Here is a 13,309-nt window from a genome sequence, read left to right on the forward strand (position 1 = left end):
ATAATTTTGTTTAAAAAGGAATAATATGGCCACCATTTACGAGGTGTCGAAACTAGCAGGTGTTTCTCTTGCAACCGTTTCACGAGTAATGAACAACAATGCAAATGTCAGTGATGCTACTCGTAAAAAGGTCACTGCCGCAATGGATGAGCTTGGCTATAGACCTAACTCAATTGCTCAATCATTGGCATCAAATTGCTCGAACAGTGTTGGCTTACTGGTCTCTGAATTACAAGGTCCGTTTTACGGGCCTATGATGAGTGGCATTGAAAATACGTTTCGTAACCAAGGCAAACACCTGATTATTGCTGCGGGTCACAGTGATGAAGAACGCGAAAAACAAGGGATTGAATTTTTAATAAGCCGTAACTGCGATGGCCTTATTTTACATGTTGAAGCGGTCAGCGACGACTACCTTATTAAGCTCAGTAAAGGCCGTACCCCGTTTGTATTGATCAACCGCTATATCAGCGAACTCAGTGATCGCTGTATTTTACTTAACAATATTAAAGGTGGTTACTTAGCTGCTAAGCATGTTTTAGAACAAGGTCATAAAGATATTGCCTACATCAGCGGGCCGCTATGGAAACGAGATGCTAAAGACCGCTTAGAAGGTCATAAACAGGCTCTTGCTGAGTTTAACCTTGAGTTTGATGAAAACCTATTATTCCAAGGTGATTTCATGGAAGCGAGTGGTTACGAAGGTTTAAAATCGCTGCATCAACAAACACACCCATTCACTGCGCTTATCTGTGCCAATGATGAAATGGCTGTGGGTGCCATGGCTAGCGCGAGAGATTTAGGGTTAACTTTACCTAAGCAATTGTCGATTATGGGTTACGATAACGTGTTTTTCACCCGTCACGTTTACCCACAATTGAGCACCGTTAATTACCCAATAGATGAGATGGGTCGCATGGCAGCAGATTGGGTGTTAAATCATGTTTATCAAAAACAAACCCCACCACTACAAACGCTATTTGAACCGGAGCTGATAGTTAGACATTCAATTAGCCGCCAATCAGCTCAGATAACAAGCCAAGGTTAATTGGCTTTAATAGCACTTGTTCAATCTCAAGTTGTTCAATTTTTTCAGGCTCTGGCTCTGCGCCACTAACAATGACTAGATTTAAGTCAGGGTGGCGCTGTTTAATTTCGCGAGCTAAATCAAGCCCTTCGCCATCCGGCAAGTGCATATCAAGTAACACTTTAGCAAAATTTTGATCGTCACTCAGTGTCGCAAGACACGCAGCACAACTTGGTGCTATAACAGTTTCAACACCTAAACTTTCAAGCAATAATTGAGTGATTTGCGCTGCATCACCGTCGTCCTCAACCAATAAATAGCGCGTACTCTGTAAGGTCACTTCAGGGCTGTCGTCTTGCTCAACGACAGGTTCTGTATTGCCTTCGCAAATGTAATGATTGAGCACTTGGTAAAGCAACCCAGAATCAACCGGTTTTGCAATCATATCGTTAAAGCCAAGCGCACTTAACTCAGTTTTCACCCCTTTCATGGTGGCGGCGGTAAGCGCGATGATTGGTCCTTGATAACCCATTTTACGAAGCTCTATAGTGGCTTCTTTACCGCCCATAACCGGCATATGCAAATCAATAAATACAATATCAAAAGGCTTACCCTCTTGCTCTGCACTGGCTACTTTTTCAATTGCTTGTTTACCGTGTTCTGCATAATCCACTTCTGCGCCAGTGCTGGTAATCATGTGACCAACGAGATTACGTAAATCTTTTAAATCGTCGACCACTAATACTCGTCCAGTGGTTTTTAACATTGCTAGTTTTTGCTGGCAATCTGGATTTGAATCAAAGCGCAGCACTTGGCGTTCAATTTCTCGAATATTGCCAGGGTAAATCGAAAGGGTAAATTCAGAGCCCACGCCTTGAGTTGACTCAAGTTCAATAGAGCCTTGCATACGACTAAGCAACTCTGAACAAATAGCAAGGCCAAGCCCCGCTCCACCGACATCTCGTGATTCTACATCAGCAATTTGTTCAAATGGTTTAAAAATCAGTGCTTGTTTTTCAGCTGGAATACCAAGGCCAGTGTCTTTAATACTAAAAAACAGCATTTCTCGTTCATTAACCCATGCAGTCCAAGCACGCACTGTGATCTCGCCTTGGTTGGTAAACTTGATTGCGTTGTTGATGATGTTAATGAGGATTTGGCGTAAACGTGTAGCGTCTGTGTTTATAACTAAAGGCAGAGCTTGCTGCGACTCAAATTTAAGAGTTAAGCCTTTATCAAGCGCTGAGACGCGCATTAAGGTATAAACGTCAGCCATTAGACTATCTAAGTTAACATCACTGCAATTGAGCTCAAGTTTATCGGCAGCAATCTTTGATAGGTCAAGCACATCATTAAGCAAACTCAGTAAGTGTTTACCATTTCGGTAAATCACGCCCAACTCATTTTGAGCATGCTGATTTTTATCACTTTGCATGAGTAACTCTGTGTAACCCAAGATAGAAGACAGAGGTGTGCGTAACTCATGACTCAAATGAGCTAAAAAGCGGTCTTTAGAGCGGTTTTCTGCTTCTGCTTTTAAACGCTCAACACGCTCATCTTCAACATCTCGGCGAGCTAAAGCGTAGCGTATAGCACGGGCAAAGCGGCTAGAGTTCATCTCGCTCTTAACCAGATAATCAACCGCACCGGCATCGAGCGCTGCAGAATCGAGAGCTTCATCTGATTGCCCGGTTAGCATGATAATCGGGCCGCGAAAGCCATTTGCCACGGCCCGTTTTAGTACTTCGAGGCCATCTGATGCGCCTAAACGATAATCTAACAAACAAATATCATGCTTGTTTTCGCTAAGCTCACTAATGGCCTCTTCGGGGCAACTTAACCACTCAACATCGAATGTATGGGAACCTAATTGGTCTAGGTAGTCGCAAGTAAGAATATAATCGTCTTCGTCGTCTTCTACTAAGAGTAATCGGGTTACCTTATCTAACATTCTTATTCCTTATACCCGTTTGCTTAATCAATTATTATTGCTAATTGGTATTAATCGTTCTGTGAGGGTGGTAGCTCTACAAACTCTACCCAGTATTTCCCTAGTGTTTGCATTAACTCAACTAAACCTTCAAAAGTAACCGGTTTAGTGATGTATGATGCAGCGCCCAAGTCGTAGCCTTTAACCATATCTTCTTCTTGTTTTGATGTGGTTAAAATCACAACCGGAATCCCCTTTAAGTTAGGGTTGGCTTTGATGGCTTGTAAAGCTTCTCGGCCATCCATACGCGGCATATTTAAATCGAGTAAAATCAAACCCGGACGAGGCGAATTTTCTTTTTCACTAAATTTGCCTTTACGCTCAAGGTATTCAAGCAACTCTACACCGTCTTCAACAAAAAACAGCTCGTTCAATACACGGCTTTCGGCCAATGCATCTTGGGTTAATAAACGATCATCTTCGTCGTCATCTGCCATTAAAATGGTAATTGGTTTAACTTTATTAAGTGGCATTACGCCTCTCCTTGTAATGTGAAAAGCGATGTTTCCACGGGTAATTTAAGGGTGAAGCTTGCACCCTCACCAACGCGACTGCTTGCAGTTATTTCTCCGCCATGGCGCTCAACAATACGACGACAAACCGATAAGCCTATGCCTGTGCCTTTATATTGAGAACGACCATGCAGTCGCTGAAACGGAACAAATATTTTTTCAAGATACTCTTCAGAAAAGCCAATGCCGTTATCTGAAATGGTAATAACTTCCCACTCCACATCGCTATTGTGAGTTTCGCTAAATTCTGACGTTCGCTGGTATGTAATATCAATTACAGGCGCAACATTTTCACGTCTAAACTTCACCGCATTAGAAAGAATATTTAAGAACAATTGCAGCATTTGGCTTGGATCGGCTTGAATATGCGGTAAAGTATCAAGATTAACTGTGGTTTCAGATTCTTTTATCGCAATTTCAAGATCATCAAGAACTTCTGCAACAACTTCATTTAAATCAGTATCAGTAAAATCTTTACCACGGGTGGTTACGCGTGAGAACTCAAGCAGGTCATTGATTAAATTAGACATACGCTGCGCCGCATTTTTCATTCGGCTAATATAGTCGATACCTTTTTCACCTAGCTCATCTTTAAACATCTTTTCAAGGCGGTCACTGAAGGCTTGGATCTTACGCAGTGGCTCTTGTAAATCATGGCTTGCAACAAAAGCAAAGTCTTCAAGCTCTCTGTTTGAGCGGCTTAGCTCATCAGAATAGATAGTTAGCTCTTGCGTACGTTCTGCAACTTTTGCCGCTAGGTTCTCGTTTTGGTTTTCAAGCTCAGCTCTGTACTTAGCTTGGTTGCGTGTGTTGATACGTGTTAATACAAACATACCTATAATCAATAAGGCACTAGTCACTGACGTAATGGCAAATGTTAGCTTAGCATCATCTTTGATTTGCGAGAGCTTTGCGAACTGATCTATCTTAAAGTTAAGCTCTCGCATTTGTATTTCATCAACTGCTTCACGGATTTCTTTATATAGATCGCGACCTTGGTCTGTTAGTAACAAGCGGCGAGCTTTAACGTCTTTATTTGCAAGGGCCAGGTCGGTTGTTTTAGTCATTACCGCCACTTTGTCGTTTACCAAATGTATTAAACGAGCAATGCGGTCTGCTTGCCCTTCAATTTCTGAGTGCAAACTTTTAACAAGCATGATCTGCGCCTGCATTGAAGCAATTGCATCATTGTAAGGCAATAAATAATCTTCTCGGTCACTAAGTAAATAACCACGCTGGCCTGACTCGGCTTGAACTACAGACAAGTGTAGTCGCTCTATCGCAGTATTCAGTGAATTGGTGTTATCAAGACTACTTTGTGTTTCGGTGAGTGAGCGAATGCTATTAAGAGCTAAAAACGCATTAGCCACCACGATACAGAGCACCACGGCTATAAAGCCTGCCCAATTGACCGCTATCTTTCCTTTTTGTTTTTGCATTTGCTTCCTAATCTATGAGCGCTTAATCTGCAGCGTGAGTGTCACTTATTTCTTGTAAGTGCTCACTACACTGCTGACAATTAGCTATTATTTTATTTAATGCCTCTAATGCTTTTTGTTTTGGCATATCATTTTCTAATACGAGCTTAACTAACTCTGCATTCATTGAAATACGGTTCAGCGGCGCACGGGCATCGTGCACCATTTTTCGTAAAGACTCGTTATTATTCATAGCTATCCTTTTATTTGTATTCGCCAATGCCTCCATAAGCATTTAAACGGTTATAAAGTGTTTTCGTACTGATCCCCAGCATTTGTGCTGCAATCGTCTTGTTACCTTGTACTTTATCTAAAGTAGCGTGGATCAATTCTTTTTCAACTTCTTCAATGGTTTGCCCTGCAACAACTTGGTTTGCTTGGCTCTCTTTATTCACTTTAGAAAATGGCGACTCTAGCGATTCAGGTAAAGTAATAGCTGTGCCTTTAGGGTCACTCATAATAAAGGCGCGGTGAATAGCGTGACGAAGTTCACGTACGTTACCTGGCCAATCATGGGCTTCAAGCTCTTTGATTTGTGCTGCTTGCCATTTAAAGTCAGTGCCGTTTTCTTCATTGAGTTGCTCTAAAAAGGCATTTGCAAGCAGTGGAATATCTTCTTTTCGCTCACGAAGTGGTGGAATATCAATGGGGAATACCGCTAAACGAAAGTAAATGTCTTCACGTATAACATTGTTTTGCGCAAGGTCAGTCAAGGTGCGGTTGGTTGCAGAAATAACACGGCAATTTACTGCTTGCTCTTTTGTGCCACCCACTCGGGTTACTTTTTTGCTTTCAAGTACACGTAGTAAGTTTGGCTGCATATCAATTGGCATTTCAGTTACTTCATCTAAAAACAAAGTACCACCAGCAGCTTGCTCAAACACTCCCTCTTTGCGCGCAATAGCCCCTGTAAACGCGCCCTTTTCATGACCAAAAAGCTCGCTACCAATCAGCTCTTTTGAAAATGCACCACAGTTGGTTGCCACTAACGGACCATCACACTCAGTCGCATTATGAATCGCCTGCGCCACTACTTCTTTACCGGCACCACTTTCACCCATCAACATTACATTGGCAGAAGTGGCTGCAACACGCTCAATCATAGTATAAAGCTTTTGCATGACTTCAGATTCACCAATTAGAGTACCAAAATGGCGTTTTATTGCTGGCGTTGATTTTTTCTTAGGGGCTGCTTTTTTCGGGTTGAGTACACGTTCAATGTCTTCGCGTTGCAGTGGTTTAACTAGGTGGCCTACATTAGGCTCACACATTTCTGCCAGCTTACCTTTTACTGAAGGGTGCCCTGAAATTAACGTAACACGAGGCGATTGACCGATTGCTTTTAAATGCTCTAGTAAATGCAGGCCGCTGCCATCTGGCAGCATGAAATCTAAAAAGACATGATCAAATGTGTTGTTTTCAAACCATTGCTCCGCTTCTGCCAAGTTTGCTGCGGTATTTATATTATGCCCTAGGAACTCAACTATATGACAAACTACATCGCTAAATTCACTGTCATCATCGACTAAAAGTACGTTCAACATATTCATTTCCTAAGCTTTTTCTATCATTCTACGCAAAGTTTTTCGAAAATAAAACTAAACGTTAGATACCTAAATAGTTCTTAATTTCAATTATATTACCTTATTAGTTTCAATTTGGGGTAAGTAAAATGAATTAAATTTAGAAAAAAGGTTATTATGGCGCGTTCAATATTAAGCTAAGCTGTACTTGCATTAATTTAGAGTTGTAATCCTATGAAGTTATTAAGAAAAGTAATTCACCCAAGTTTAAGTGATGACTATGGCACGGTGTTCATTCGTCATACTGCCCGCGCCATTGTTTTAAAAGGTGAACAAATACTACTTTTATATACCGCCCGTTATGATGACTATAGCCTACCTGGCGGTGGCGTTGATGAAGGCGAAAGCATTGAGCAAGGGCTCTTACGAGAACTACATGAAGAAACGGGTGCACTACAAATACAAATAAAGCAGCCATTAGGATTATACGAAGAAATCAGGCCTTGGTATAAAGATGACTTTGATTGTGTTCATATCAAATCCTATTGCTACTTCTGTGAAATTAGCGATGAATTTGCAGACCCGAAAATGGAGCATTACGAAGTGCAAAATGGCATGCACCCTAAGTGGGTGAATATTTTTGATGCCATCGCACACAACGAAACCACCATGGCAATGAGTGAAAAACAGGGCCTATCGATTCAGCGCGAAACCTTTTTATTAAAGCTCATTGCTGACACTCTTTAAGTTACTTTACATTACTTTACGCAACCATCAGATATTGTGGCAGTCTATATTTATAGTTAAAACCAATTATGAGAGTAAACCATGAGTAAAGTAGCCCCCCTTTCAAAGCTAACCATCCTTTTACATTGGACCGTTGCCATTTTGTTTATCGGCGTATTCGCGATGGGCATTTATGTTGCTGATTTTGCCGAGCCACCCGCTAAATTTACTTATATGGGTTGGCATAAATCAATGGGCTTAGTGGTATTAGTTTTTGCCATTGCAAGGCTTATTTGGCGTATTAAAGAAGGTGCATTACCCGCGACATCTGCAATGCCTAAATGGCAAACAGCGATTGCTCACCTCACTCATGGCTTATTATTACTTGCAACTCTAGCTATGCCGTTATCTGGTTTTATCATGAGCTATGCGGGTGGTCGTGCAATTAGCTTTTTTGAGTTTGAATTATTAAGCGCACCAGAGAAAACACCTTGGCTTGCTGATGCAGGCAGCTTTGTGCATCACAGTTCAGTGCTTATTATCGTGGTGATTTTAGCATTACATATAGCCGCAGCACTTAAACACCAGTTTGTTGACAAAGATGGCATGCTGAGCCGTATGCTAGGTAAGTCTTAAATCAAATTTAAGCGGGCTTAGGGTGAGCATAAAAGCGCCATAAGCCCACTAAGTTACTTATTAAAAATACCGTTTCCATAAGCACTGCCAATGGTGAAAAAACCAAGATGTTATGGACTATCCAACCAATCGTGCCAACAATCATCAGTATGCGTAAGGTAAAATCTTTGCCTTGGAATGAAGCATAAGTTTGCAGTAACGTTGCCGACAGCGCGATAAAGCTAACCCAGCTTTGCCAAGTAAATAGTACTGCGCTAATACTCAAAAGCATAAAAGCTATCATCACCCAGGTTTTGCGGGCAAAAATACAATAGCCATAACGTAGTGCTGCAATCAGCATTAAGCTTGCTGCACTAAAGTTATCGAGCAGCATAAAGTGCACAGATGTCAGTAAAACCGAGCTAAACAAACAAGCTAAAATTGCCTGCCTTTGTTTAAACTGAAATGAAGCCAAATCGAGTAATGTGGCAATGGCAACTAAGCACTGAGATAAAATAAACATAACGACTCCTGAAAAATCAGCAGTGTAATGTTCACTATTTTGCTGCGCCTTAACTTAAGTTAAGACGCCGTCTAATTCGCGATAAAGAAATCGCAGAGATCCCTAAATACATTGCAACCTCGTTTAAACTCAGTTGTTCAAGCCAATGCGGCTTTTGTTCTAGTAAATATTGGTAACGCTGCTCAGGGGTATTCAGTAATAAAAACGCTTCTTTTGCTTCTTTAAACAATAATTGCTGACAAATTAACTGATGTTTTATTGCTTGCCAGTCGGCACTATCAAGTAAAGCCAAAGGCACTTTAATGAGCTCAGCATCACGTATTACTTTTAGCTGATAAAGCGCTGGGGTTTTAGTTAACCAGTTACCATAAAGAAGTGCAAATTCATCTTGAAAGTAAAACTCTTTACACTTTTGCACACCCTGTGAGGATGCATGCAATGCCCCAAGCACCCCAGATATAATTAAGTAACCTGCATCTTGTTCGTCGCCTTGCTGCAATAAAACATCGCCTTTAGCGTAACGCTTTATGGCGCATTGCCCAGCAAGCTTGTTACGAAATTCACAGGCTAGTTGATGGTAACTATCACCAAGTGGAAGTAACTGGGTATCTGTCAAGGTTGCCAACCTTGCATTAGTAGTTCAGTAATTTGCTGGGCGTTAATCCCTTCTCGAGCCACAAAGCGCTCACCACACCAAAGCGGTGAAAAACCACTGTCGCCTTTAGCCTCTGCTTTTGCACGTAATGCGGTCATTGCAATCGACGCATACGGAAAAGGCGGCGCCTGCTCTGGCATCGCCCCTAATTCTTGCATCACTCTGTTGCGTATTCCTCGGGCCGGTCGGCCAGAGAATAAGGTTGTCAATTCTGTTGAGTCTGGCTCAGCCGTTTTTAACACTTCACGGTGTAAAGCACTTGTTGTCGCTTCTTCGCAAAGTAAATAAGCGCTCCCCACCTGCACAGCAGATACACCTAATGCTTGGTACTGAGCTACATCTTCAGCTGTACAAATTCCACCCGCTGCAATAACCGGTATTTCAAGCTCTACACACTCTCGCACTAATTGCGCTGTGGTTGGTTGCAGCGATAAATCCATCGATAAAAAATGGCCGCGGTGGCCGCCTGCTTCAATCCCTTGTGCAATAACCGCATCGGCACCATTTGCTTGTAACCAGCGCGCTTCATCTAACGTTGTGGCTGATGAAAGAACAGCCCCGCCCCACGCTTTAATCTGAGAAACAATCTCTTTACTTGGCAGACCAAAGTGAAAGCTCACAACGGCAGGCTTATAAGGCGCGATAATATCGATCACTTGCTGATTAATTGGCTGGCGCGAAGCGTTGCGGGTAAATTGTGAGGCATCGACAGCAAACTCATCAAAATAAGGCTCAAGTACATTATGCCATGAAGTTTGCTGAGCCAATGTATAGTCAGGTGTTTGATGACAAAAGAAATTAAGGTTATACGGCTTATCAGTATGCTGACTAATGTAATCAAGCTCTGAGGCAAGCTGCTCAGCCGAAAGCATAGCGCAGGGCAACGAACCAAGCCCCCCAGCTTCACACACAGCCACTGTCAGTTTGGCGTTTTGCACACCCGCCATCGGCGCTTGAATAATCGCAAGTTCGGTATTTAACACAGAATTTGTCATTACGTATTCCTTGTAAGTTTTGCAGCCTGTTGCAGTTTTTACAGAAAAAAGAGTGCCTAGCTAAAATCAAAACAAAATAAAATTCAACTAAATCAGATAGCTAGAGCAGCGAAAAATAGGTATTAGCCTTGCAAACCTTTTCCTACAATTTTGTAAGGAGATAATGATGACTGATACTGTTACTACAATCAATCCAGCCAATGAGCAAACCTTAAATACGTATAATTTATTGTCATTGCAACAAGCACAGAGTGAAGTTGACCAATGTCATCAAGCTTTTTTAAAGTGGCGCACCACATCCCATGAGCAGCGCGCTAAATTACTTAATCAACTTGCACAAGTAATTGAGTCTAATCAACAAGAATTAGCCCAATTGATGACCGATGAAATGGGCAAGTTATATCAACAAGGCCTACAAGAAGTTGAGCTTTGCGCTGCAATTTGTCGCTATACCGCAGAGCAAGGGCCACAAGTGCTTGCTGATGAAAGCCGTGATATGCAAGACGGCCGTGCAATTATTAGCTACCAACCAATCGGTGTCGTTTTAGGTATCCAACCTTGGAACTTCCCGCTTTATCAAGTCATTCGCTATGCTTGCGCGAATATCATGGCGGGTAATACCACGGTGCTAAAACATGCTGGTAATGTATTTGGCATGGCTGAAAAAATTGAGCAATTATTTACTCAAGCTGGCTTTGATGACTATTGCTTTAAAAACCTACTGATTGACGGCAAAACCGCAAGCAAACTTATTGAGCACTCAGCTATTCGTGGCGTGACATTTACTGGTAGCGACGAAACAGGCAAAAAAGTTGCTGAGCTTGCAGGTAAACAGGTTAAGAAAACCGTACTTGAGCTTGGCAGTAACGATGCCTATGTTGTACTTGATGATGCTGACTTAAATACCGCGATTACCGCATGTACACAAGGGCGCTTGATCAATAACGGGCAAACCTGTGTTGCAGCAAAACGCTTTATTGTTGTTGATGCTTTATACGATGATTTTAAAGCCTTAATTAAAGAGCAATTTGAACAAGTTGTTCTTGGTGATCCGAATGATGAAAAAACCACGCTCGGTCCAATGGCCCGTAAAGATTTACGCGATAAACTTCATCAGCAAGTGACTGATTCAGTAAATGCAGGTGCGAACATTGTTACCGGCGGTACAGTTGCTGAGCACACAGGCTTTTATTACACCCCGACTCTGCTTGAAAACATTAAACCGGGCATGCCCGCCTATGATGATGAATTATTTGGCCCTGTAGCATCGCTTATAAGGGCAAAAGATAATGATGAGGCTATGCAAATTGCTAATGACTCTCGCTATGGTCTTGGTGGCGGTATTTTCTCAAAAGACGAACAAGCAGCCATTGAGCTTGCAAAGCACCATTTTGATACCGGCATGGTTAATATTAATGGCTATGGTCTTGCGCAGCCGAACTTACCATTTGGTGGTGTAAAAGACAGTGGCTATGGCCGTGAACACGGCGGCTTTGGGCTACGTGAATTTGTTAATATCAAAACCATTATGATCAACGACTAACCACAAAAAAAGGGCTCGTTAGAGCCCTTTCTTATATCTAATTGTCCGCCCTGAATAAGATTATCACTTTTCAAACATTGGCACTTGCTGCTTAGACGCTGCTGGCATTTTTAACTCATCCACTGCTTTTTCTTTATCAATCTGCTCTTGTTGTTTTTGATTGTCAGAATCGGGGTTATAAACAAGCTCAGTAAGCAGTGCAAAATGATCTGAGCCATATTTTGCCAAACGCTCAATGCGCTTAACACTAAACTCATTACTATGAAAAAGGTGATCAAGCGGCCAGCGCATAAAGAAATAACTGGCATGAAACGTATTAAAAAAGCCTCTCCCTTTACGTGGGTCTAACAAACCACTGATACGCATAAACAAGCGGGTACTACGCGACCATGCAACATCATTTAGATCACCGGCAACGATACAAGGTCGCTGTCTGTTTTTAAGTGCTTTCGCTAAGATTATCAACTCAGTATCACGGGGTCGTGAACTGTCTTCTTCGGTTGGACTCGGAGGAGCAGGATGAATAAAGTGCCCTTGTACTTCTACACCATCTGCATCTTCAAACAAAATATGGATTGAGGGGATATCGCTTTCTATAAGCTCACAAACTTGCTGTTGTTTGATTTTAAACTTGCTGTACAAGTGCATGCCATAGCGATTATCTTTTGGGCAGTAGACACGATATGGGTACTCTTTTTCTAAACTGCTCAGTTTATTTTGCCAAGTTTGATCAGACTCTAACGTAATGAGGAAATCAGGTTGATGCGTTTTAACTAAACCAATGAGTTTGTCATATTCAGTGTTCGACATCAGTACATTTGCCGACATAATACGAATACTGTGCTTATCGCTTTTATTGCTTGAGGCAACTTCTTTGTTAGCTAGCCTTGTGTAAGGGTAAATCCAGCCAACTTGCAATAGCAGCACTAGAATACTAGCCACTGCACAACCAATAAAAAACAATGAGTGGGTGCTACTAATTAAATAACTTGCTGCTATTAGGCTAGCAAAGGCAAGGTAAACCACTTGTAAGCGTACAAAGTCACAACTACGAATTAAGTAATGTTGGGAGTATGAGAATGGCAATAAGGTAACTATCAGTAAAGCTAATACAACCGCCCCTAAAGTAATTATCATTAACTTCCCTCGTTATGTTTTTATTATCTTACAAGTCTAGCATTTACGTCTGAACAATATATTAAAATTAATAAAAAAGCCGCTAAGCGGCTTTTGACAGGATTAACGATGGCGAGTAACGATTGATAAAATCTCTCGCGTATCGTGTACTAGATGAATAAGGCGGTCATCGATTTCGATGGCAATAATCCCATTTCGGTCGCGACGTTTAATCACTCGCCCATGACGATATATATCACGATCAAGAATATCACCATGGTGATAACGCTTATACCAACCTGGTGGTAAGCCACCGCCATGCCCTACTTTTTTGTATAAACCGGGTGGTAAATCACGGTAGCTGTAACTGTCGTATCTATCGTAACGATCATGTCTGTCATGATGGTGATGTTTGTGGTGTTTTTTATGCTTTTTATGCTTTTTACGTTCGTGCTTATGTTCGTATCTATCATGGTCACGATCATGTTTCGCGTTTGCTTCCATAGGTATCAAACTCAAACCTAAAACGGCAACTGAGATAGTAAGTAATTTATTCATAATAGAGACCCTCAACGTTTGCTCTTGATAAAAAGCCTAACGTTTTAG

The 13,309-nt window shown here is 41.7% G+C and carries 14 protein-coding genes; 4 read left to right on the forward strand and 10 right to left on the reverse strand.

From position 1 onward, the window contains the following. Nucleotides 1–25 precede the first annotated feature (25 nt). Nucleotides 26–1,048 carry a LacI family DNA-binding transcriptional regulator gene (locus AUR67_RS19980; protein ID WP_058586555.1) on the forward strand — a complete coding sequence of 341 codons (1,023 nt, stop codon included), beginning with the start codon at nucleotides 26–28 and terminating at the stop codon, nucleotides 1,046–1,048. Here the strand turns inward: AUR67_RS19980 and AUR67_RS19985 are convergent. Genes AUR67_RS19985 through AUR67_RS20005 form a run of 5 tightly spaced genes read right to left on the reverse strand, consistent with a single transcriptional unit; the run spans nucleotide 1,011 to nucleotide 6,551 of the window. After that, nucleotides 1,011–2,978 carry a response regulator gene (locus AUR67_RS19985; protein ID WP_058586556.1) on the reverse strand — a complete coding sequence of 656 codons (1,968 nt, stop codon included), beginning with the start codon at nucleotides 2,976–2,978 and terminating at the stop codon, nucleotides 1,011–1,013. The two genes, AUR67_RS19980 and AUR67_RS19985, sit on opposite strands and share 38 nt — an antisense overlap. 50 nt (nucleotides 2,979–3,028) lie before the next feature. Then, nucleotides 3,029–3,490 carry a response regulator gene (locus tag AUR67_RS19990; RefSeq protein ID WP_054562693.1) on the reverse strand — a complete coding sequence of 154 codons (462 nt, stop codon included), beginning with the start codon at nucleotides 3,488–3,490 and terminating at the stop codon, nucleotides 3,029–3,031. After that, nucleotides 3,490–4,968, reverse strand: a complete 1,479-nt coding sequence (locus AUR67_RS19995) for a sensor histidine kinase (RefSeq protein ID WP_058586557.1) — start codon at nucleotides 4,966–4,968, stop codon at nucleotides 3,490–3,492. The genes AUR67_RS19990 and AUR67_RS19995 overlap by 1 nt, the downstream gene beginning before the upstream one ends. Before the next feature lie 22 nt (nucleotides 4,969–4,990). Next, complete coding sequence (locus AUR67_RS20000) at nucleotides 4,991–5,200, reverse strand: histidine kinase (protein WP_054562695.1); 210 nt, start codon at nucleotides 5,198–5,200, stop codon at nucleotides 4,991–4,993. Nucleotides 5,201–5,210: 10 nt separating this feature from the next. Next, nucleotides 5,211–6,551, reverse strand: coding sequence for a sigma-54-dependent transcriptional regulator (locus tag AUR67_RS20005; RefSeq protein ID WP_058586558.1), 1,341 nt, complete (start codon nucleotides 6,549–6,551; stop codon nucleotides 5,211–5,213). Between the two features lie 213 nt (nucleotides 6,552–6,764). On the opposite strand from AUR67_RS20005, the gene AUR67_RS20010 reads away from it, so the two are divergent. Both AUR67_RS20010 and AUR67_RS20015 read left to right on the forward strand, forming a co-directional pair. Continuing rightward, nucleotides 6,765–7,277 (forward strand): NUDIX hydrolase, encoded by a 513-nt coding sequence (locus AUR67_RS20010; RefSeq protein ID WP_058586559.1) that lies wholly within the window; start codon nucleotides 6,765–6,767, stop codon nucleotides 7,275–7,277. An 81-nt stretch (nucleotides 7,278–7,358) separates the two neighbouring features. After that, nucleotides 7,359–7,892 (forward strand): cytochrome b, encoded by a 534-nt coding sequence (locus tag AUR67_RS20015; RefSeq protein ID WP_058586560.1) that lies wholly within the window; start codon nucleotides 7,359–7,361, stop codon nucleotides 7,890–7,892. 7 nt (nucleotides 7,893–7,899) lie between these two features. Here the strand turns inward: AUR67_RS20015 and AUR67_RS20020 are convergent, their stop codons facing one another. From AUR67_RS20020 to AUR67_RS20030, 3 genes are read right to left on the reverse strand one after another with little or no spacing between them, the layout of a single operon-like run. Further along, complete coding sequence (locus AUR67_RS20020; protein ID WP_058586561.1) at nucleotides 7,900–8,394, reverse strand: YgjV family protein; 495 nt, start codon at nucleotides 8,392–8,394, stop codon at nucleotides 7,900–7,902. A 49-nt stretch (nucleotides 8,395–8,443) separates the two neighbouring features. Continuing rightward, on the reverse strand, nucleotides 8,444–9,010 hold the full coding sequence (locus AUR67_RS20025) for a Crp/Fnr family transcriptional regulator (RefSeq protein WP_058586562.1): 567 nt from the start codon (nucleotides 9,008–9,010) through the stop codon (nucleotides 8,444–8,446). Further along, nucleotides 9,007–10,044 carry an NAD(P)H-dependent flavin oxidoreductase gene (locus tag AUR67_RS20030; RefSeq protein ID WP_058586563.1) on the reverse strand — a complete coding sequence of 346 codons (1,038 nt, stop codon included), beginning with the start codon at nucleotides 10,042–10,044 and terminating at the stop codon, nucleotides 9,007–9,009. Before AUR67_RS20030 ends, AUR67_RS20025 begins: the two co-directional genes overlap by 4 nt. 166 nt (nucleotides 10,045–10,210) lie before the next feature. On the opposite strand from AUR67_RS20030, the gene AUR67_RS20035 reads away from it, so the two are divergent. Continuing rightward, a complete protein-coding gene (locus tag AUR67_RS20035; RefSeq protein ID WP_058586564.1) occupies nucleotides 10,211–11,587 on the forward strand; it encodes an NAD-dependent succinate-semialdehyde dehydrogenase in 1,377 nt (458 codons plus the stop codon). Nucleotides 11,588–11,650: 63 nt separating this feature from the next. Here the strand turns inward: AUR67_RS20035 and AUR67_RS20040 are convergent, their stop codons facing one another. Further along, nucleotides 11,651–12,724 carry an endonuclease/exonuclease/phosphatase family protein gene (locus tag AUR67_RS20040; protein ID WP_058586565.1) on the reverse strand — a complete coding sequence of 358 codons (1,074 nt, stop codon included), beginning with the start codon at nucleotides 12,722–12,724 and terminating at the stop codon, nucleotides 11,651–11,653. Between the two features lie 102 nt (nucleotides 12,725–12,826). Beyond that, on the reverse strand, nucleotides 12,827–13,261 hold the full coding sequence (locus AUR67_RS20045) for a hypothetical protein (protein ID WP_058586566.1): 435 nt from the start codon (nucleotides 13,259–13,261) through the stop codon (nucleotides 12,827–12,829). Nucleotides 13,262–13,309 lie beyond the last annotated feature (48 nt).

Origin of the sequence: Pseudoalteromonas sp. XI10 (assembly GCF_001469895.1) — a bacterium.
GTDB lineage: Bacteria > Pseudomonadota > Gammaproteobacteria > Enterobacterales > Alteromonadaceae > Pseudoalteromonas.